Source organism: Sphingobium sp. LB126 (assembly GCF_002795205.1).
Classification (GTDB): Bacteria; Pseudomonadota; Alphaproteobacteria; order Sphingomonadales; family Sphingomonadaceae; genus Sphingobium; species Sphingobium chungbukense.
In genome coordinates, this window is record NZ_NETV01000001.1 from 175,674 (window position 1) to 196,402 (window position 20,729).

Here is a 20,729-nt window from a genome sequence, read left to right on the forward strand (position 1 = left end):
ATGGCAAAGGCAAAGCGCAAATTCGTCTGTCAGCAATGCGGCACCGTCTCCGGCCGGTGGCAGGGACAATGCGACGACTGCGGCGAATGGAACAGCATCGTCGAGGAAGCGGCGGAGACGGTCTTTTCCGCCCGCCATGATCTTCACACCGGCGGCCGCGCGCTGACGCTGGTGGGTCTGGACGACAAGGTCGAACTGCCGCCGCGCACCAGCACGGGCATCGCCGAATTCGACCGGGCGCTGGGGGGCGGCATCGTGCCGGGGTCCGCCACGCTGATCGGCGGCGATCCCGGCATCGGCAAGTCGACGCTGCTGTTGCAGGCGGCGGCCCGCATCGCATCGGCCGGGCATAGCGTCGCCTATATCAGCGGCGAGGAGGCGTCCGATCAGGTCCGCCTGCGCGCGCAGCGGCTTGGCCTTGGCAATGCGCCCGTTCAGCTTGCCAGCGCCACCTCCGTCCGCGACATATTGACGACGCTTGGCGAGGGCGCGCCGCCAGCCCTGCTCATCATCGATTCGATCCAGACCATGCACAGCGACCTGATCGAGGGCGCGCCCGGCACGGTGAGCCAGGTGCGCGCGTCCAGCCAGGAACTGATCCGCTTCGCCAAACAGCGCGGCACGGCGCTCATCCTGGTGGGCCATGTCACCAAGGACGGCAGCATCGCGGGGCCGCGCGTGCTGGAGCATATGGTCGACACGGTGCTGAGCTTCGAGGGGGAGCGCAGCCACCAATATCGCATCCTGCGCGCGATCAAGAACCGCTTCGGCGGCACGGACGAGATCGGCGTCTTCTCCATGGTGGCCGAGGGACTGGAGGAGGTGGCCAACCCCTCGGCCCTGTTCCTGACCCATCGCGACGAGACGGTCACGGGCGCGACGGTGTTCCCTGCATTGGAAGGCACCCGCCCCGTGCTGGTCGAAATCCAGGCGCTGGTCGTGCGCCTTTCCAGTGGCGCGACCCCCCGCCGCGCGGTGGTGGGTTGGGACAGCGGGCGGCTGGCCATGGTCCTTGCCGTGCTGGAGGCGCGCTGCGGTCTCAGCTTCTCGACCTGTGAAGTCTATCTGAATGTCGCGGGCGGTTATCGCCTGTCGGACCCGGCGGCCGATCTGGCCGTCGCCGCCGCGCTGATGTCCGCGCTGTCCGAGCGGCCGGTGCCTGCCGATGTCGTCCTGTTCGGGGAAGTCGCCCTGTCCGGTGAGGTTCGTCCGGTGGCGCACGCCCCGCTGCGCCTGCGCGAGGCGGCCAAGCTGGGCTTCAACCGCGCCTTTGTTCCGGCGGCCGTGGCCGATGGGGTGAAGGGCATTTCCGTCAGCGGATACCGCGCGCTCGCGCAACTTGTTGACCAGATGCTCGGCCGCGGATAGCCAACGGCGCCATGAACGCGATCGATATTCTCGTCCTGTTGCTGATCGGTGGCTGCGCCATTTTCGGCCTGTTGCGCGGTTTCGTCCAGGAAACGCTGTCGCTGATCGCCTGGGTGCTGGCGATCTTCGCGATCCGCCTGTTCCATGCCTCGGCGACGGATCTGCTGGATGGCTTCGTGGGCAGCACGAGCGGCGCGGCGGTGCTGGCCTTCGCGCTGGTGTTCGGTGTGACCTTCGGCCTGGGTAAGCTGCTCGCCCACGCCATAGGCCGCCGCACGCGCCAGTCGGTGCTGGGTCCGGTCGATCGCGTGCTCGGTGCCGGTTTCGGCGCGGTCAAGGGGCTGATCGGCGCGACCCTGGTGTTTCTGGCGTTCAGCCTGGTCTACGACACATTCTATGGCAGCGGCGCGCGACGGCCGGACTGGTTGTCCGATGCACGCACCTATCCGCTGCTCAATGCCAGCGGCCAGGCGATCAGTGAATTCGTGGCAGAGCGACGCGCGCGCAAACCGACGGAAGCGGATTAGCGCCGATCGACCTTCAGCCCTCATGGTTGAAAATAAAGGAATAGAATCGTTTACGATCGAAACGGCCTGGCCATTCGAAGCATCGGTTCGGCCCCTCAGCCACCCCTGTGATAGTCATATTCGAAGGCGCGGCCCTGCTGCTTGGTGAGGATCGCCCCGATGATCGCACCGCCGGCGCGGCGCAGGCGATCCGCCGCGACGCGCAGCCCGCCATGATGATTGCGGCCCCATTCGACCACCAGCAACGTCACCTGCGCCTTGGCGGCCAGCAGGGAAGCGTCCGACAGGCCGAGGATCGGCGGCGCGTCGATCAATACCGTGTCATAGCGTTCGCGTACCGCCGCGAGCAGGGAATCCATCGCGGGCGTGATCAGCAGTTCCGCGGGACTGGGTGGGATCGCGCCACAGGGCAGCAGGGACACGCCGGGAACGCCGCTGTCGACAATCACCTCATCCATCTTCGCCTGCCCGGTCATCAGTTCGCTGATGCCGCGGTGGGGTGCGATGCCGAACAGGCTGTGCTGCTTGGGCCGCCGCATGTCAGCATCGATCACCAGCACCCGCTTGTCGAGCTTCGCCAACGCTTTCGCCAGGGCATGCAGTGTCGATGACTTACCCTCCCCTTCCTGTGCACTGGTGACGAGGATCGAGCGCGGCAGGCCCGCCGCCGATCCCAGAAGCAGCGAGGACGCGATGGGCGCGAAAATCTCCGTCGCCGGTTTCTCGCCCGCCGGGACCGCGCCCAGCAGCGGCAGGTTCACCCGTTCGGCCAGCGTATCGGCCGACGTCACGGCATCGTCGAAAATATGCCGTCCCGCCACCGCCAAGAGGCCAAGGACCAGTCCGCCGAGCGACGCCAGCAGCATGGTGACGCCGATATTGGGCGAAGAAGGCCGCGACGGCACCGCCGCCCGATCGAGCGGCTGGATACGGCCCGCCTGGAACCCGGCCTGAGAGGCCATGTCGCGATAACGCTGGAGCAGACTGTCGTGCAGCAGGCGATAGGTATCGACCTGCCGCTCCAATATGCTCATCTGCACACCACGGCCGCGTTCGGCCTGCGCCTGCCGTTCGACCTTGGCGATTTCGGACCGGATCTGTTTCTCGCCATGAACGGCGACATCAAACTGTTCCTTGAGCGAGGCGCGGATGGTATTGGCCATCCCCTCCGCCTGATCGTCCAGCGCCGCCAAACGTGCGCGCGCCTCGCGCATTTCGGGATGGGCATCCTTGCGGAACTGGCGTTCCTGCACGACCTGCGCCCTCGCCTGCGCCCTCTCCGTCATGATCTGCTGCATCGCGCCGTTGTTCAGCACTTCGGGCAGGGTCTCGACGCTGGACAGGCGGGCGCTTTCCCAACGCTTCTGCGCGGCGATCCGATCCGCCGTCGCCTGGGCGCGGAAGGCGTTCAGTTGCGCCAGCCGGGTGGCAGTCGTGCCTTCGGGCGGCGAATCGCCGCCTTCGCCCTCCTGCGTTCCCAGGGGCGCCATGGCTCCGGCATTGGCGGCATAGACGGCCAGATCGCGTTCCGCCCGCTCCAGATCCTTGCGTGCGCCGTCCAGTTCCCCCAGCAGGAAACGGCGGGCCTGAACCCCGGATTCGAAGCCGCGCTTCAGGTCGGCGCGGATCAGGCTGTCGGCGTAGCTGTTGGCGACGCGGGCCGACAATATCGGATCGGCGCTGGTGAAGCTGATACGGATGACGCGGGACTTGCCCGGCAGTTCGACGTGCAGATTGTCGCGCAGCAGGTTCACGACCATTTCGGTTTCAACCTGCCGCTGGCTGAGCGAGCCTGCTCCCCGGTCCGGGCGGCGGACGTCCATGCCGTCGAAGAAGGTGCGGCTGCCGACCAGCGCCAGTTCCCGCGCCACATCCTCCGCCAGAGCGCGGCTGCGCAGCACTTCGAGTTCGGTCTGCATCAACGCTTCATTGTCGGAGGGCGTCGCCTGCCGTTGCGCGGCGGCGGCGCCTGCGGCCCCGGCGGGAATATCCTCCACCTCGACGGACGCGGTCGCCCGGTAATCGGGGGTGGAAAGCAGGATGAAGACCACGCCCGCCAGCACGCACAGCGCCATGGTGACGAACAGGATGATGCGATGCCGCCGCACCGCCACCCATGCCCCGTTCGCGGCAGCGGCGAAGCGCGCGGCGCGGCCTTCCATCGTGGCGGAGGCGCCGTCGGCATCGATCAGCAGGCCCGGCCCCGCCATCAGAGCCCTCCGTCCAGTGCGACGAAACCAGCCCCCACCGCGGGAAGCGCCAGCAGCGCACCGCCCAATATCGCCTTGGCCCGCGACAGGCCGACAATGATGGTGTCGCCCGGCAAGATTTCGGGATCGGGTGCCTCTCCCTTGCGGATCGCGCCGAGGTCGAACATCGCTGCCTTGCGCTGGCCGTCGGACTGCCGGACCACCACGATCTGGCCGAGGCTGGCGAGGCGGGTGGGCCCTTTGGCCAGGGCGACGGCCTGTAGCAGACCAAGGCGGCCGTCGAGCGGAAACAGGCCCGGTTCGCGGACTTCGCCGTCCACGGTGATGCGGCGACCCACCGCCCTTTTGACGAACACCGTCACCTGCGGCGAGACGAGATAGCGATCGCCAAACCGCCCGGCGATGACGTCCGACGCTTCGCCTGCGGAAAGACCGGCGACGGAGACGTCTCCGATCAGCGGCATGCGCACCATGCCAGCCGCCGTCACCTGCGCGTCTTCGAGCGAGAGGCCTGGCTCATGATAGATTTGGATACGAAGGACATCATCGGGGGAAATGCGATAATCGATGCCGACGGCCGGAGCGGGCGGGATCGCGGCGTAGGCGGCCTCCCCCTTGGGTGCGTCCTCCACGGTCGAGCAGGCGCCGAGCAGCGCGCAGGCCAGGGTCGGGGCCAGGATCGGGGCCAGCATATGGCTCTTGCTGTCGGTCGGCCGGTTCATTGCCGTTAAAATCCCCGCGCTATTCAGGCAGCGCGTTCAAAACGCGCCGTTTCGGGCGGGGTTAACGGCGCAACGGGGACATGGCAACCGCAGGCGCGCCTGCGCTGCCGATCAGATGGCGATCCGGGCCTGATCCGGGATGACTCGCCGGGGCTGATCCGGCCAGACGCCGCGCGTGTCGTAGACCGCCTTGTCGGCGCGTTCGTCCACCGGAACCGATTTGAACATGTCATGATCGACAAGAATGACGAAAACGCCGCATTGTTCCAGAGCCGTATCGAGATCGATCAGTTCGGCGCCCGTTCCGGCGAACTCCATCGGCAGATCATGGGCATAAGGTTCGACCAGCTTGATGCGGCGGCCATAGCGCCTGGCAAGGCGAGCCGCGACCTTCACGGCGGGGCTTTCCCGGAAATCGTCGATATTGGGTTTGAAGGCGAGGCCGAGGCAGGCGACGTCCTCACCCGGCAATTCGTCTATCAGGTCGGATGCTTTCGCGACCACATAGTCGGTCTTGCCGTCATTGACCTCCCGCGCGGTGCGGATGAGGCGGCTGTTTTCCGGGTCGCCATGAACGATGAACCAGGGGTCGACGGCGATGCAGTGGCCGCCCACGCCGGGGCCGGGTTGCAATATGTTGACGCGGGGGTGCCGGTTGGCGAGGCGGATGACTTCCCACACGTCAATGTCCATGCGCTCCGCGATCACGGACAGCTCGTTGGCGAAGGCGATATTGACGTCGCGAAAGCTGTTTTCGACCAGCTTCACCATTTCGGCGGCGCGGGCGCTGGTGGTGATGCAGGCGCCGCGCACGAACTGGCGGTAGAAGCCCAGCGCCTTGCGGGCGCAGCGGGGTGTGATGCCACCGATGCAGCGGTCATTGTCGATCAGTTCGACCAATATGCGACCGGGCAGGACGCGTTCGGGGCAATAGGCGATGGCGATGTCGCCCGCCACGCCGGGTTCCGGCATTTTGAGGTCGGGTCGAAGTTGCGCGAAGAGGTCGCGCATGGCTTCCGTGGTGCCGACCGGCGATGTGGATTCGAGAATAACCGTGTCGCCGGATTTCAGGACATGGGCGACGGTGCGGGCGGCTTTCAGGACATGGCTGATGTCGGGCGCGCGGTCTTCGGCTACGGGCGTGGGGACCGCGATGATGAAGACGTCGCTCGGTTCCACCTCCAGGCTGGCGCGGAGATTGCCGCGGGAGACGACCCCCTGGACGAGGCCGTCGAGGTCGACTTCCTCGATATGGACGCGGCCGGAGTTGACCGTCTCCACGACATGGGCGCTGACGTCGACGCCGACGACCTGCGCTCCGCCGCGCGCGATCAGGGCGGCGGTCGGCAGGCCGATATAGCCTAGGCCGACGACGGATACCTTCTGCTGGAGCTTTTCGAGGGGCATGGAGGGGTCCTGGGGATGCCTTTGGGTTCGGTGGGTTTGTGACGGGAAATGCTGAAGATTTCGGTAATGAAAGACGCGCTTGCGCGTACCGGAACTTTACGCTGCCTCGTTCATATCGGCTTGCGCGCTCGCGGCGATGATGTCCGCGATCCGCTCCGATGCCTGCCCATCGCCGAAGGGATTGTGGGCGCGGGACATGGCGGCGTAGGCGGCTTCATCGTCCAGCAGGTCGAAAACGGAGCGGACGATCTTCGCGCGGTCGGTGCCGACCAGTTTCGCGGTGCCCGCCGCCACGCCTTCCGGACGTTCGGTCGTCTCGCGCATGACGAGGACCGGCTTGCCGAGCGAGGGCGCCTCTTCCTGCACGCCGCCGCTGTCGGTGAGGACGAGGTGGCACAGGTCCAGCAGGCGGACGAAATGGGGATAGTCCAGCGGTTCGATCATCGCGACATTGGGAAGGCCGGCGAGCACGGCGTCCATGACCGGGCGCACATGGGGATTGGGATGGACCGGGAAGATCACCGCCATGTCGGGACGCTGGGCGATCTCCGCAATGGAGCGGGCGATCGCTTCCATGCCTCCGCCGAAATTCTCGCGGCGGTGGCTGGTGACGGCGACGATCCGCTTGCCGGCAAAGCGCTGGGCAAGGCCGTCCAAACCTGAAGCGAGACGAGGTTCAGCCAGAACGCGCTCGCGTGTCGCGAGCAGCGCGTCGATCACGGTGTTGCCGGTGACATGGATGGTCGCCGGGTCGCGATTTTCGGCCAGCAGGGCGTTCGCGGCGGCGTCCGTGGGGGCGAAATTCATGTCCGCGATGCAGGCCACGACGCGGCGGTTCACCTCCTCCGGCCAGGGGTGGTGGATGTCGCCGCTGCGCAGGCCGGCTTCGACATGGGCGACCGGAATCTTGCGGTAATAGGCCGCGAGGCTGGCGACCATGGTGGTGAGGGTATCGCCGTGCACGACCACGCGGTCCGGCTTCTCCGCGTCGAACGCCCTCCCCAGTTCCACGATCAGCTTCGCCGTCAGGCCGTCCAGCGTCTGGTTTGGGGTCATCACGTCCAGGTCGATGTCCGGGGCGATCCCGGCAATCTCCAGCACCTGGTCCAGCAGGCCGCGATGCTGCGCGGTCACGATCACCCGGGTTTCCACATCCTTCCGCGCCCGCAGCGCGTGAATCACCGGGAACAGCTTGATCGCTTCGGGGCGCGTCCCGAACACCAGCGCAACCTTCATTTCTTACCCTTTGCAAGCCGTCTTACGGGTAAGTGGCTGACAGAAAATGGTAACCATCCCCTGAACATGGGTACTCCCGACGCGCGCTTTCGCATTGGCAAGGACCTATGCTAGAGGCCAGCCGAACCATTTTCCCAATCGAGGGCTCAGTTATTTTATGAAGATCACGATGATCGGCACGGGCTATGTCGGGCTGGTGTCAGGCGCCTGCTTTGCCGATTTCGGCCATGACGTGGTGTGCGTGGACAAGGATGCGGGCAAGATCGCCGCGATCGAATCCGGACGCATGCCCATCTTTGAACCCGGCCTGGACCATCTGGTGGGCAGCAATGCTTCGGCCGGACGGCTGACCTTCACGACCGATCTGGCGAAAGGCGTGAAGGGCGCGGATGCGATCTTCATCGCCGTGGGCACGCCTTCGCGGCGCGGCGATGGGCATGCGGATCTGAGCTATGTCTATGCGGCGGCGAAGGAAATCGCGGAATCGCTGGATGGGCCGACCGTCATCGTCACCAAGTCCACCGTTCCGGTCGGCACCGGCGACGAGGTCGAGCGGATCGTCCGGGAAGCGCGGCCCGACCTCGACATCCAGGTCGTCTCCAACCCGGAATTCCTGCGCGAAGGCGCGGCGATCGGGGATTTCAAGCGGCCCGACCGCGTCGTCGTCGGCACCACCGGCAGCGAGCGGGCCATCGATGTGATGGCGCAGGTCTACCGCCCGCTCAATCTCAACCAGGCGCCGGTCATGTTCACCGGACGGCGCACGGCGGAGTTGATCAAATATGCCGCCAACGCCTTCCTGGCGACCAAGATCACCTTCATCAACGAGATGGCGGACCTGTGCGAAGCCGTGGGTGCCGAGGTGCAGGACGTATCGCGGGGCATCGGCCTCGACAACCGGATCGGAAGCAAGTTCCTGCATGCCGGCCCGGGCTATGGCGGCTCCTGCTTCCCGAAGGACACGCTGGCGCTGGTCAAGACCGGGCAGGATTATGACACGCCGATCCGCATCGTCGAAACCGTCGTCCAGGTGAACGACCTGCGCAAGCGGGCGATGGGGCGCAAGATCGTGAAAGCCCTGGGCGGCGAGGCGCGGGGCAAGACGGTCGCGTTGCTGGGCCTGACCTTCAAGCCCAATACCGACGACATGCGCGATGCGCCGAGCCTGGCCATCGTGCAGGCGCTGGAGGATGCGGGCGCGAAGATCGTCGCCTATGACCCCGAAGGCATGGACGTGGCCGCGCCGCTGATGCCGGGCGTGAGCATGGTGAAGGACGCCTATGAGGCGGCGACCGGGGCCGATGCGCTGGTGCTGGTGACGGAATGGGACGCATTCAGGGCGCTGGACCTGAAACGGCTGGCCGCTTCGATGAACGGGCCGGTTCTGGTCGACCTGCGCAACATCTATCCGCGCAGGGAAGCCGAGGCAGCGGGCTTCTCGCTCACCCGCGTCGGGGGCAAGGGCGTCAACGTCTGATGCTGCTGAAACCAGAGGGAGGGTGTGATGAACGCTCCCTCCCCCGGCTGCATCATTGGGTGGTGGCGGCGCTTGCGCTGTTCGCGATCATGCTCGTCGTGCCGGTTGTCGCGGGGTTGATCTGACCCCCGACAGGTGCGCGGGGCGAACGGAAGGGAAGTTTTACGCCTTCAATTTCCACCCACGTTTGAGCAATATATAGCATAGCAGGCCCAGCGCGACGTTCAGACCCAGCAGCACCACGCTGCCCACCATCACGTCGCCGTCCGCCGCCGCGACGAAACCGTAGCGGAAGCCGGAAATGGCGTAGAAGAAGGGATTGGCGTGGCTGATCGCGCGGAAGACGGGCGCAAGGCGATCGATGGAATAGAAAGTGCCCGACAGCAGCGTCATCGGCCCGATCACGAAATTGGTTATGGCGGCGGCGTGGTCGAACTTTTCCGCCCAGATCGACGTCAGCACGCCGATGAAGGCCGTCAGCCCCGCCCCCATCAGTCCGAACCACAGGATCGCCCAGGGATGCGCCGGGGTCACATGCACGCCCGGCCACAAGGCCATGGCCGCCCACAATGCAAGACCCACGCAAAAGGCCCGCGTCACCGCCGCGCCGACCAGCGCCAGCAGCAATTCGCTGACCGACAAGGGCGGCATGAGATAATCGATCAACGTTCCCTGCATCTTGCCCGCCAGCAGGGAAAAGCTGCTATTGGCGAAGGCATTGTTCATCATGCCCATGATCATCAGGCCCGGCGCGATGAAATCGGCGAAGGGCACGCCAAGCACTTGCCGATTCGCGCCACCCAGCGCCAGCGTGAAGATCACCAGGAACATCAGCGTCGTGACGGCAGGCGCCCAGATGGTCTGGAGCTGCACCTTCATGAAGCGCCGCACCTCTTTCCTGTAGAGAGCCCGGGTTCCCGCCCAATTGACATTGCGGATGACCAACTCGCCCGGCTCATGGAAAGGCGGCTGAGGCGACAGGGACGCTGCAATTTTGGTCTGGTCGTTCATGGTCGGATCGACTATCGGCTGAGAGGTTGTGCCGCAAGGGCGTTATGCGCGGGAAATTGAACCCGTGCCGGCGCGCCCCATATAGGGCGCGAATTTGAAATTTTGAGGAGTCATTCATTGTCCTGGACCGACGAGCGTATCGACCAGCTCAAGGCAATGTGGGAACGGGGCCTGACCGCCAGCCAGATCGCGGACGAACTGGGCGGGGTCAGCCGTAATGCGGTGATCGGCAAGGCGCATCGCCTGGGCCTGCAATCGCGCCCTTCCCCGGTAAAAGCCAACGAAGCGCCCAAGAAGGCCGCGCCGCCCGTGCGAAAGCCCGCACCCGAAGCCGATGCGCCCAAGCCGGCCGCCCCGGTCCATCATGCCGCGCCCGCGCCGGTGCGCGCGCCTGCTCCGGCGGCGCCCGCGCCCGCCCCGGCCGCATCGACAGCGTCGGATGCGGAACCGCCCAAGCCCCAACCGCGCATCATCTCCGTCGGTCCGGGCGGCTTTCTGCGTCAAGGCCCGGGCGACCAGCAGGCACCGATCCCGCCCGCGCCGCCGCGCCGTCTGGTCCCGGCCAAGCCCAGCCCGGAAATCGCCGGCAAGACCTCCTTGCTCGACCTGACCGAACGCATCTGCAAATGGCCGATGGGCCATCCGGGTGAACCGGATTTCCATTTCTGCGGCGAAGCGGTGAACCCCGGCTTCCCCTATTGCGTCGAGCATTGCGGCCGCGCGTACCAGGCGCAGTTGCCGCGCGGTACGCGGCGTCCGCCGCCGCCGCTTCCCTTCGGCGGACCGCGGGTTCGGTAAGGACCTTCGCTTAAGAGATATACTCGCAGGAAAGGGCCGGTTCCAAAAAAGGACCCGGCCCTTTCCTTTGCGCCTCCCGCTTGCGCAAGCCGCGCACCCGCTTATAGCTATGCCCATGTCCGATCTGTTCGAGAGCCAGCCCACCTCCTCCCCCGGCTATGACGCCTCCGCCATCGAAGTGCTGGAAGGACTGGAACCGGTCCGGCGTCGCCCCGGCATGTATATCGGCGGCACGGACGAGCGGGCGCTCCATCACCTCGCCAGCGAAGTGCTGGACAACAGCATGGACGAGGCGGTCGCGGGCCATGCCACGCGGATCGAGGTGCTGCTGGAGCCGGGCAACAAGCTCACCATCACCGACAATGGCCGCGGCATCCCGGTCGATCCGCACCCGAAATTTCCGGGCAAGTCGGCGCTGGAAGTGATCCTGACCACGCTCCATTCGGGCGGCAAATTCACCGACAAGGCCTATGCGACCTCGGGCGGCCTGCATGGTGTCGGCATCAGCGTGGTGAACGCGCTGTCTGTCATCACCGTGGTCGAGGTGGCGCGCAACAAGGAACTCTTCCGCCAGAGCTTCACTCAGGGGCTGCCGAGCAGCGGACTGGAGAAGGTCGGCGCGGCGCCCAACCGTCGCGGCACATCGGTCAGTTTCATTCCCGATACGGAGATTTTCGGGGAGCAGAAGTTCAAGCCGTCCCGCCTCTACCGGCTGGCGCGGTCGAAGGCTTATCTGTTCGCGGGCGTCGAAATCCGTTGGAAATGCGCGCCGGAACTCATCGGCGACGACACGCCGCCTGAGGCCGTGTTCCAGTTTCCGGGCGGTCTGGCCGATCACCTGAAGGAACAGGTGGGCGACCGCGAATGCGCGACCAGCGCCTTCTTCTCCGGCTCGCAGGATTTTCCCGAAGCGGCAGGCCGGGTCGAATGGGCGGTCGCCTGGCCGCTCTGGTCGGACGGTTCCTATAGCTGGTATTGCAACACCATCCCGACGCCCGATGGCGGCACCCATGAGACCGGCCTGCGCGCCGCGTTGGTGAAGGGCATTCGCGCCTTTGGCGAACTGGTGGGACAGAAGAAGGCGAAGGACATCACCGCCGACGACATCGTGACCTCTTCGGAGATCATGCTTTCGGTCTTCATCCGCGATCCGCAATTCCAGAGCCAGACCAAGGACCGGCTCACCAGCCCGGAAGCCGCGCGGCTGGTCGAGAATGCGGTGCGCGACCATTTCGACCATTATCTGTCCGACCATATGGAGCGGGGCAAGGCGCTGCTCGCCTATGTGCTCGACCGCATGGATGAGCGCCTCAAGCGCAAGCAGGAGAAGGAGGTCAAGCGCAAGACCGCGACCAGCGCGCGCAAGCTGCGGCTGCCCGGCAAGCTGACCGATTGTTCCAATGACGATCCCGAAGGCGCGGAAATCTTCCTGGTCGAAGGTGACTCGGCGGGCGGATCGGCCAAGCAGGCGCGCGACCGCAAGACCCAGGCGATCCTGCCCCTGCGCGGCAAGATATTGAACGTCGCCTCGGCCAACACCGCCAAGATCCTGGCCAATCAGGAGATTGCCGACATGATCCTGGCGCTGGGCTGCGGCACGCGCAAGGACTGCAATCCCGACAATCTGCGTTACGAACGCATCGTCATCATGACCGACGCCGACGTGGACGGCGCGCATATCGCGACGCTGCTGATGACATTCTTCTTCCAGGAGATGCCGGAACTGGTGCGGCGCGGGCACCTCTATCTGGCGCAGCCACCGCTCTATCGCCTGGTCGCCGGAGGCAAGAGCCTTTACGCGAAGGACGACGCGCATCGCGAAGAAATCCTGCGCAAGGAGTTCAAGGGCAAGAAGGTCGAAGTGAGTCGCTTCAAGGGGTTGGGTGAAATGAACCCGGGCCAACTCCGCGAAACGACGATGGACCCCAAGACCCGCAGCCTGATCCGCGTGACCCTGCCCGACGACATTGAGGACCGGCAGCAGGTGCGCGAACTGGTCGAACGGCTGATGGGCACCAATCCGGCGCATCGCTTTGCCTTCATTCAGGAAAATGCCGCGAACGTCGACGAAGAGGCGATCGACGCCTGACCTGCAATTGTCGTGAAAATCGCGACATCAGATTTCGCGATTTACCGGAAAATTGCCGGGCAAAAAATTGCCGGCAATTTTTTGCCTACCGCCGCATTAACCAGCGCGGGGCACCGGATGTTCAATTTTCGACGCGATACGGGCAAGCATGTCAGGCTTCGCCCCATCCCTTCGCTCGCCGGCCCTGTGCCATACCATGCTTCGCGCTGCGCCTGCCCTGTTGCTGGCAGCGGCAAGCAGTCATGCCCTGGCGCAAGCGCCGCTCGCTGACTTTCCTGACTCTCTCGGTCAGGGCGTTGCCGCCTATACGCCCGCCGACCGTGCTACCGCCAATCTCCTGGCGGGCGGCATGAGCCGCCTGGCGGCGATCAGCGCGCAGCAGGGCAGCGGGACCATCCAGGCTCCCTGGATCGCGCAACCTATGGCCCCCGACGCCATCGTCAACGACCGCCGCATCGCCGATTTCAGCGGCAAGCTGCCCGGCTGGCAGTTGCAGGGGGTGCAGCTCTCCGTGGTGAGCTATCGCCAGCCGGAACTGGTGCCGGGCTTCATGCGCGGCTTCCTGCCCGCCCTGACGGCAACCGCCGTGCCGCAGGCCAACGGCTTCGTCATGCCCGCCCGCACGTTTCCCGCGCTCTCGGGTCAGCTCCCGCCGCCGCGCAATGGGCAGCCCGATGTGTTCGGATCGGTCGCCATGCCGATTTCCCGAACCCTGCTTGACGGCAAATGGGCGTCGGTCTCCGCCGCCCTGCCCGGCAAAGGGGTATGGAGCGCCGTCCTCAATGCCGCCCGCGGCTCGTCGGGCCAGCAACAGGTCGAGATGATCAATAGCTGGGTCAACCGACGGCTGCATTTCGTGGATGACCGGCAGGGCGGCGATAATTGGGCGTCAGCCGCGCGGACGCTGCAAAGCGGGGCGGGCGATTGCGAGGATTATGCCATCGCCAAGATGAAGCTGCTGGAAGCGGCGGGTTTCGACCGCCGCGCCATGTTCCTGGTGATCGCCCGCGACCTGGTGCGGCAGGCGGACCACGCCGTGCTGGCGGTGCGGATCGGCGGGGAGTTGATGATCCTCGACAACATGACCGACCGGGTGCTGCCTTCGTCCGGCGTCAGCGACTATCGGCCGATCATGAGCTTCAACGCCTTTGGCCGCTGGACCCATGGCTATCGGGTGACGGCGCCGCAACCCGTGCAGTTCGCGGCGCGCTGACCCTCCGGCTTATCTTTCCCGCAGAGCCTCCGAGCGGGCCTTCATGATGGGTTTCAGCAGATAGGCCAGGACCGACTTGCGGCCGGTCATGATCTCCACATCGCATACCATGCCGGGCGTGATCGGCAACCTGTGCGCGCCCGAGCCAAGCCAGGCGCGGTCCGTCTCCACAACCACCGTGAAATAGGCCTCCCGCGTCGCTTCGTCATAGACGCTGTCGGCCGACACCTGCTGCACCGTGCCGGTCAGCCCGCCATAGATGGAGAAGTCATAGGCCGTCACCTTCACCACGGCGCGATCGCCGGTCTTGATGAAGGCGATGTCGTTGGGCTTCACCCGCGCCTCGACCAGCAGCTTTTCACCCACGGGGACGATCTGCATGATCTTCTGGCCTGGGCTGACATAGCCGCCAATGGTCGTCACCTGCACATCGTTGACCACGCCGTCGACGGGCGAGCGGATCTCCGCCCGCTGCGCCCGTCCTTTTGCGCCCCGAAGAGACTCGCTGTTGACGGCGATCTTGGCCTCGAGTTGACTGCGTTCGTTCAATGCATCCTGACGGAACTGGAAATTCGCTTCGGAAAGCTGCGCCTGCGCCTCGCGGATCGCGGCGGACGCGCGCGAGGCCTGCTGCTGCGCGGCGTTCAGCCGACCCTGTGCATCGACCAGCTCGCGCCGGGCGTCGAGCAATTCGGTCTGCGGAACGATCGACTTGGCGGCGAGCGGTTCCAGCATCGCCACGCGTTGCCGCGCCAGTTGCACGCTACCGCCCAGGCTTTCGATCGTCGCCTGCGCCTCACCCAGTTCGCGGCGGCGCTGGTCGACCTGTGCCGACAGGGCATCCTGCTTGCTGCGCAACGCCGACTGGCGCACGGCGGCAAGCGCCTGTTCCTGCGCGCATTCCGGCCCGCCTGTCGTGCAGTCCGCGCCTGCACCGGTGCCTTCCCGTTCCAGACGACCGGCGCGTGCGGTGAGCGAGCGCGTCTCCGCCTGAAGCTGGCCCAGTTCCGACGCCAGCATCGCGTCGTCCAGACGCACCAGCAATTGGCCCTTGGCGACCTTCTGCCCGGATCGGACGAGGATTTCCTCGATCGTGGTCGGTTCGGCGGACTGGATGACCTGCGCCTTGCTGGACGGGATCACCTTGCCCTGCCCGTGCGTCACCTCATCCACCGGCGCCAGGCTGGCCCACATCAGGAAGACCAGCATGCCGCCGCCGCTGTAGAGGATGACCTGCTTGTTGCCCGGTTGGCCCCGCAGCCAGCGTACCCAGCGCGAAATCATGGTTGCACCTTTTGAGATAAATGGTCGTCGGCCGCCAGCGCCAAAGATTTTGCGGGCTGCTGGGCGGCTGTCTGCTGGCGGGCGAGCATGTCGCTGAGCGCACCGCCGCTTGTCGAGGGATCGGGAATGGAGAGCTTCCACCCCTTGGTCGGGTCCATGCGACCGCCGACATCGTTGGACGCCCGGCGTTCGGGCAGGGCCGCGACGGGCGGATAGTCGATTGCGGGCTCCGCAACCGTGGCGAAGCGCGACGGGTCGAAGGCCGGAATATGCTCGCCCCCGGCATAACGCCCGGTGAAGGCGCCCGGCAGGCCCCAGCCGCCCGGCCAGCGATAGAAGATATGCGCGCCGAGCTGCGCCAGCTTGGCCAGATGCGGCGCCCAGCGCGGGAAGACGTAATCGGCATGATAATGAGTCGCCGTGCCGACCTCTTTCTCGACCCGCCCGGCCAGCGCATCGGCGGCGATCCGCTTCGCCCGGCTCCACAGGTCCGGCAGCGGATGGCGCGCAAGGGATCCGTCGCAGACGAAGCTGAACTGGCAGACCGATGCATCGAAACGCTGATAGACGACGCCGCACACCGTCTTGGCGAAGGCGGGATGGCGAACGCGGTTCAGCACCACCTGCGCGACGGCGCGCTGGCCGCTTTCGGGCTCGCGGGCCGCTTCATAATAGACGGCCTGCGTCAGGCACTGGAGCGCGCGGTCGTGATCCTCGCCTGCCGTGGCCAGGGCGCGGAAGGGCTTGGCCGAAGCGATCGTGCCGCCTGAAAAGCCGAGGCGCGCATTTTCCTCGCGGGCCTTGGCACCATCCATGCCGTCGCCTTCCGCTGCGGCATCGGCCTGTTCCGTCATCTGAACCAGCGCCAGATATTGGCGGGGGATCGCCGGAACGGCTTCCACGATCCTGGCCTGCACGGCGGGACGCGGCGGCTCATGGTGCCAAAGCACGGCCGTCGCGACCGCCAGCGCCACGGGAGCGGCAATGCCGACGCTGCGGAGTAGAACGCTCATTGCCCTGCCCCCCGCTGGAGCTGGCCGATGACCTCGTCGCGCGGTCCGTCCGCCAGCACCACGCCCTGATCGATCACGATCAGCCGGTCCACGATCCGTAGCAGCGCATGGCGGTGGGTCGACACGATCAGCGTCTGATCGGGCTCCAGCGCCTTTTCCAGATGGTCGATGAACAGGTTTTCGGTCTGGTTGTCCATCGCCCCTGTCGGCTCATCGAGGAAGAGCAGCTTGGCCGGTTCCACCAGCGCGCGCGCCATGACCAGGAAGCTGCGCTGCCCACCCGAAAGGCGGCTGCCGCGTTCGCCGATATGCAGGTCGAACCCCGCCGCATCGCGCCCGAAGAAGCGCGCCGCGCCCGAACGCTCCAGCGCCTCCAGCAGCTTTTCGTCGCTGGCTTCGCGCGCTCCCAGAATCAGATTTTCCCGCACCGACCCGCTGAACAGCTCGGCATCCTGCCCGACGAAGCGGAAGGAGGAACGCAGCTCATGCGGATGATATTGGCGGCTGTCGACATCGTCGATGGTCAGCAGGCCGCCGGTGGGCGGATAAAGACCGCAAATCACCCGGCCCAGCGTCGATTTGCCCGACGCGACCCGGCCGATCAGGCCGATGCGTTCGCCCGGTTCGATGCGCAGGTCGATGCCGCGCAGGCTCGGCTGGCTGGCGCCCGGATAGGCGAACTCCAGCCCTTGCGCGACAATGGCGCCCTTGCGGATCTTGGGGATGATGCCGCGCGCGCCATCCAGCCGTTCGTCGGGCTGGTCGATCAGCGTCTGAAGGCTGTCGAGCGTCGTCATCGCCTGCCGCGCCCGCACGATGACGAAGGCGAGTTGCCCGACCGGCGCCAGCGAACGCCCGGCCAGCATGACGATGGCGATGATCGCGCCCATCGAAATGTCGCCCGCTGCGAACATGTAGAAGCCGCCGATGACCAGGGCGATGCTCGTCACCTGCTGGCAGAGGGCCGCCAGGGTCACGCTCTTCGAACTCAGCCGCCGCAGATTTTCCTGCGTCGCCGCGCTCATCCGGGCGTAGCGGCGCCAGCGCTCCAGCATCCGTCCTTCGGCACGGCAGGCCTTCAGCGTCTCGATGCCGCCGATCGCCTCGACCAGCGCCGCGCTTTGCAGGCTGGAATCCGCCTGTGCGTCGCGCGACAGGCGGGCCATCGACCGTTGCAGGAAAAATCCCGCGCTCGCCATGATCCCCATCATGACGACCGGCACGATGGCCAGCCAGCCCCCCAGAAGGGCGATGATGGCAACGAAGAAGAATAGGAAGGCGATGTCCACCACCAGGACGACCGTGGTCGAGGTGAAGAATTCGCGCACGGATTCGAATTCCGACACGCGCCGCGCCAGCGCGCCGGTGCTGCCGGACCGGCTTGCCAGCGGCGTGTTCAGCACCTTTTCGAACAGGCGTTGCGACAGGCGTTCGTCGATCTCCCGCCCGGCCTCGTCCACCAGCCTTGCGCGCGCGATGCGCAGCGCGAAGTCGAGGCTGAAGGCCAGCATCACGCCGACGCCCAGCACCCAGAGGCTGGAGGCTGCCTTGTTCGGGATGATCCGGTCATAGACGTTCATCGTGAACAGCGGCAGCGCGAAGGCGAGCAGGTTGATGATCGCCGCCGCCAGCATCACATAGCCGAAGCCGCCGCGCGCGCGCCAGACTTCGCGCCAGAACCAGTGCTGGCGGGCGCGCTCGTCCCACGGACGTTCCTCGGCCCGTTCGCGGCCATGATCGGCCATGACGACCAGCGCTTCGCCGGTGAAACTGCCCTCCAGATCGCTGAGCGGCGCCCAGACCGCTTCATTCGCGTGTGGAAGCTGGACCAGCACGTCGCCGGCCTTGATGTCCATCAGCAGCAGGAAGCGGCCGCCCCGAAGCGGCAGGATGGCGGGCAGATTGCCCGGCCGCCATTTGTCCAGCCGGCCCCGGACATGATCGCTGAGCAAGCCGATCTGGTCGAGCGCCGATTCCGCCTGATGGAAGGGCAATCGCCCGGATTCATCGACGGCGAGGCCGGCGCGAAGGCTCACGATACCCGGCGAGCGGTCGAAATGCCGCGCCGCATGGGCGATGCATTCAACCAGCTCGTCGCTGGGCGTGCCTTGATGGTCCAGCCATTCGGCCAGACTGAGTGTGCTTCGTTCCAACATTGTTTACCCCGCGCCATCCCGGCTTGCGCCGGGATGACCCCCAATAATGAAACTTAGCCCGGATAACGCCGCCGCTGCAATTCGGCGGGCGGCAGATCGGGGACATCATATTTCTTGCGCGCATAGGGGTTGGCGCCCGAGGGAGCCGCAATCCCCAGCGTGTCCAGCAACTGGTTGGTCGCTGCCAGGATCTGATATTGCGCGAAGATTTCGGAGAAGCGGGCCGTTTCCGTCCGCACCTGCGTGTTGAAACGGGTGTTCTGCGTATCCAGCACATCCAGCAGCGAACGCCGCCCGACATTGAACTGCTCGCGATAGGACACCAGCAGCCCGTCGGACACCGTGCCCTGACGCGCCAGATCGTTGACGCGCTTCTTTTCCGTGTCCCAACGGTTCCAGGCGGTGCGGACGTCCTCTTCCGCCTCGCGCTGGCGCTGGCTCAGGCGGAAACGCGCCTCGCTCGCCCGGCGGGTCATTTCCTGGACCTTGGCCCGGTTGATGCCGCCATTATAGAGCTGCCAGCGCAGGACCACCCGGCCCTGCACGTCGTTGGTGCTGCCCTTGAAGCCGTCCACATCCTCACCGATGCGCCCGCGCCCTTCCAGCCCGACCGTCGGCCCAAGTTCCGACTTCGCTTCATCCACCACCGCGTGAGCGGCCTGGATATCGGCTTCGGCCTCGCGGATCAGCGGATTGTTGGTACGGGCCGAGGCGATCGCTTCGTCCAGCGTCGGCGGCACGGCGCTCGTCACCGCATCGGGCATGGTCACCTGATCGATCGACAGGCCGGTCAGCGTGCGGAAGGAAATGGCCGCATTGGTCATGTCCTGCTCCGCCTCGCTCTTGCGGACGAGGGCGGCCTGGAGCCGTTCCTCCGCCTGCTGCTGGTCGGCGATGCTGATCGATCCCTTGGACACGCCCTCGCCCAGATCGCCCAGCAATTTGCGGTGGAAGGCGATATTGTCCTCCGCCGCCGCGACGACCCGCTGCTGGAGCATATAGTCGAGATATTGGCGGGTGACGTTCAGCGCCACGAATTGCGAACGTTCGCCCACGCGCAGGGCGGCGCCGTCAGTCCGGGCCGCCTGCCGCCGCTTTTCCGCGCTGCGATAGCCCGAATCGAAAACGGTCCATTCGCCCAGCACGCTGGCTTCCAGCGGCCAGAGCGTCTGGTCCTCGATCCCGATGGCGCGGCGCGTGGAATTTTCCAGGCGGCGGACACCCGCCGATCCTTCCACGCTGACGCGCGGCAGGTAAAGGCCCTGCGCCTGTTCGCGTTCGAATTCGATCGCTTCCTTGTTCTGGATAGCCTGGTTGATTTCCGGATGGCTGTCGATCGCCGCGGCGATCGCGCTCTTGAGATCGGTGGTCTGAGCCCAGCCCGTGCTTACCATCGCAGCCGCACAAAGGGCGATCAGGCTGCCACATGTCTTGCGCATGATAGTCATGCCTTCCTCCCCTTAATTCGCGCTGGCGGTGATTTCGACCCGACGGTTCATCGGTTCGCGCACACCATCGGCGGTTTCGATCTTGAGCTGGGTTTCGCCCAGGCCCGTGACGGTCATGGCATCGGTCGCGATGCCGCCCTGGCCCAGCAGGCTGGCGACATTCTGCGCCCGGCGCAGCGACAGGCCGTCATTATATTTGGTGGCGCCCGACGTATCGGTGTAGCCGGTGACGCCGAAACGATGCCAGCCGCACTGGGCAGCCGTCTGCGCCAGGGTGGTGATGGTGTTGACGCCTTCGGGAAGCGGCGTGTCCATGTTCCAGTCGAAGAAGATGGACACCGCCGGTGCCGTGCAGTCCAGCGCGGGTGGGGCTGAAGCTGCCGCCACCGGCGGCGGTGGCGGCGCCGAAAGGCGTGCCACAAAGTCGTCGCACTTGTTGATGCTGTCCGCATCCTTCGTGCCGGATTTCAGAAAACCGATGGCGATGCCGCACTGGTTCTTCGCCTCCACGGCGTAGGTCCAGCGGCTGTCCTGCGCGGCGCGCGTGCCGGCGTCGCCGACAGCCTTGACGGCCGTGTCATAACGGCCGTTCAGCGCATCCTTCAGTTCGGACTTGCCCAGTTGCAGCAAGGGCGAAGCAGGCGCCGCCCAGGCCGTGGTGGTCGTCAGCATGGCAGTCACCAGCCCGACCGCTGCTACCCTCCCCAACGCATTTCGCATATTCACTCTCCCCAAAATTCCCCGCGAGACAAAATCAAGATCAGCCCCAG

The 20,729-nt window shown here is 65.9% G+C and carries 17 protein-coding genes; 7 read left to right on the forward strand and 10 right to left on the reverse strand.

From position 1 onward, the window contains the following. Entirely contained in the window at positions 1–1,368 is a 1,368-nt protein-coding gene (gene radA / locus CAF53_RS00880) for a DNA repair protein RadA (RefSeq protein ID WP_046763096.1), read from the forward strand. A gap of 11 nt (positions 1,369–1,379) precedes the next feature. Then, positions 1,380–1,895: a CvpA family protein gene (locus CAF53_RS00885; RefSeq protein ID WP_046763097.1), complete on the forward strand. Its 516-nt coding sequence runs from the start codon at positions 1,380–1,382 to the stop codon at positions 1,893–1,895. 95 nt (positions 1,896–1,990) lie between these two features. On the opposite strand, the gene CAF53_RS00890 is transcribed toward CAF53_RS00885, so the two are convergent. From CAF53_RS00890 to wecB, 4 genes are all read right to left on the reverse strand, one after another. Continuing rightward, positions 1,991–4,105: a polysaccharide biosynthesis tyrosine autokinase gene (locus tag CAF53_RS00890; protein ID WP_046763098.1), complete on the reverse strand. Its 2,115-nt coding sequence runs from the start codon at positions 4,103–4,105 to the stop codon at positions 1,991–1,993. Further along, positions 4,105–4,797, reverse strand: a complete 693-nt coding sequence (locus CAF53_RS00895) for a polysaccharide biosynthesis/export family protein (RefSeq protein WP_242443464.1) — start codon at positions 4,795–4,797, stop codon at positions 4,105–4,107. Before CAF53_RS00895 ends, CAF53_RS00890 begins: the two co-directional genes overlap by 1 nt. Positions 4,798–4,938: 141 nt before the next feature. Next, positions 4,939–6,234: a UDP-N-acetyl-D-mannosamine dehydrogenase gene (gene wecC / locus CAF53_RS00900; RefSeq protein WP_046763099.1), complete on the reverse strand. Its 1,296-nt coding sequence runs from the start codon at positions 6,232–6,234 to the stop codon at positions 4,939–4,941. A 96-nt stretch (positions 6,235–6,330) separates the two neighbouring features. Continuing rightward, positions 6,331–7,470: a UDP-N-acetylglucosamine 2-epimerase (non-hydrolyzing) gene (gene wecB / locus CAF53_RS00905; RefSeq protein ID WP_100237004.1), complete on the reverse strand. Its 1,140-nt coding sequence runs from the start codon at positions 7,468–7,470 to the stop codon at positions 6,331–6,333. A 157-nt stretch (positions 7,471–7,627) separates the two neighbouring features. Here wecB and CAF53_RS00910 point away from each other — a divergent pair, with 157 nt between their 5' ends. Together CAF53_RS00910 and CAF53_RS29000 are read left to right on the forward strand one after the other, a co-directional pair. Continuing rightward, positions 7,628–8,947 (forward strand): UDP-glucose/GDP-mannose dehydrogenase family protein, encoded by a 1,320-nt coding sequence (locus tag CAF53_RS00910; protein WP_100237005.1) that lies wholly within the window; start codon positions 7,628–7,630, stop codon positions 8,945–8,947. Further along, positions 8,947–9,072: a hypothetical protein gene (locus CAF53_RS29000; RefSeq protein ID WP_269748632.1), complete on the forward strand. Its 126-nt coding sequence runs from the start codon at positions 8,947–8,949 to the stop codon at positions 9,070–9,072. The genes CAF53_RS00910 and CAF53_RS29000 overlap by 1 nt, the downstream gene beginning before the upstream one ends. A 37-nt stretch (positions 9,073–9,109) precedes the next feature. Here CAF53_RS29000 and CAF53_RS00915 read toward each other — a convergent pair whose 3' ends face one another. Next, a complete protein-coding gene (locus CAF53_RS00915) occupies positions 9,110–9,958 on the reverse strand; it encodes an ABC transporter permease (RefSeq protein WP_100237006.1) in 849 nt (282 codons plus the stop codon). A 117-nt stretch (positions 9,959–10,075) separates the two neighbouring features. On the opposite strand from CAF53_RS00915, the gene CAF53_RS00920 reads away from it, so the two are divergent. The 3 genes from CAF53_RS00920 (at position 10,076) to CAF53_RS00930 (ending at position 14,058) form a co-directional block, all read left to right on the forward strand. Continuing rightward, complete coding sequence (locus CAF53_RS00920; RefSeq protein ID WP_100237007.1) at positions 10,076–10,756, forward strand: GcrA family cell cycle regulator; 681 nt, start codon at positions 10,076–10,078, stop codon at positions 10,754–10,756. A gap of 115 nt (positions 10,757–10,871) precedes the next feature. Further along, positions 10,872–12,845, forward strand: coding sequence for a DNA topoisomerase IV subunit B (gene parE / locus CAF53_RS00925; RefSeq protein WP_046763299.1), 1,974 nt, complete (start codon positions 10,872–10,874; stop codon positions 12,843–12,845). A gap of 196 nt (positions 12,846–13,041) precedes the next feature. Next, a complete protein-coding gene (locus tag CAF53_RS00930; protein ID WP_242443343.1) occupies positions 13,042–14,058 on the forward strand; it encodes a transglutaminase-like cysteine peptidase in 1,017 nt (338 codons plus the stop codon). A 9-nt stretch (positions 14,059–14,067) separates the two neighbouring features. On the opposite strand, the gene CAF53_RS00935 is transcribed toward CAF53_RS00930, so the two are convergent. From CAF53_RS00935 to CAF53_RS00955, 5 genes are read right to left on the reverse strand one after another with little or no spacing between them, the layout of a single operon-like run. Further along, the gene (locus tag CAF53_RS00935) at positions 14,068–15,342 is read right to left on the reverse strand and encodes an HlyD family type I secretion periplasmic adaptor subunit (protein WP_046763105.1); all 1,275 of its coding nucleotides are present in this window, start codon (positions 15,340–15,342) and stop codon (positions 14,068–14,070) included. Continuing rightward, on the reverse strand, positions 15,339–16,355 hold the full coding sequence (locus CAF53_RS00940; RefSeq protein WP_100237009.1) for a cell wall hydrolase: 1,017 nt from the start codon (positions 16,353–16,355) through the stop codon (positions 15,339–15,341). The genes CAF53_RS00935 and CAF53_RS00940 overlap by 4 nt, the downstream gene beginning before the upstream one ends. Continuing rightward, the gene (locus CAF53_RS00945) at positions 16,352–18,511 is read right to left on the reverse strand and encodes a type I secretion system permease/ATPase (RefSeq protein WP_100237010.1); all 2,160 of its coding nucleotides are present in this window, start codon (positions 18,509–18,511) and stop codon (positions 16,352–16,354) included. Before CAF53_RS00945 ends, CAF53_RS00940 begins: the two co-directional genes overlap by 4 nt. A 53-nt stretch (positions 18,512–18,564) precedes the next feature. Continuing rightward, positions 18,565–19,959: a TolC family protein gene (locus CAF53_RS00950; RefSeq protein ID WP_046763108.1), complete on the reverse strand. Its 1,395-nt coding sequence runs from the start codon at positions 19,957–19,959 to the stop codon at positions 18,565–18,567. Between the two features lie 12 nt (positions 19,960–19,971). Beyond that, positions 19,972–20,679 carry an OmpA family protein gene (locus tag CAF53_RS00955; RefSeq protein WP_197707325.1) on the reverse strand — a complete coding sequence of 236 codons (708 nt, stop codon included), beginning with the start codon at positions 20,677–20,679 and terminating at the stop codon, positions 19,972–19,974. Positions 20,680–20,729: the final 50 nt, after the last annotated feature.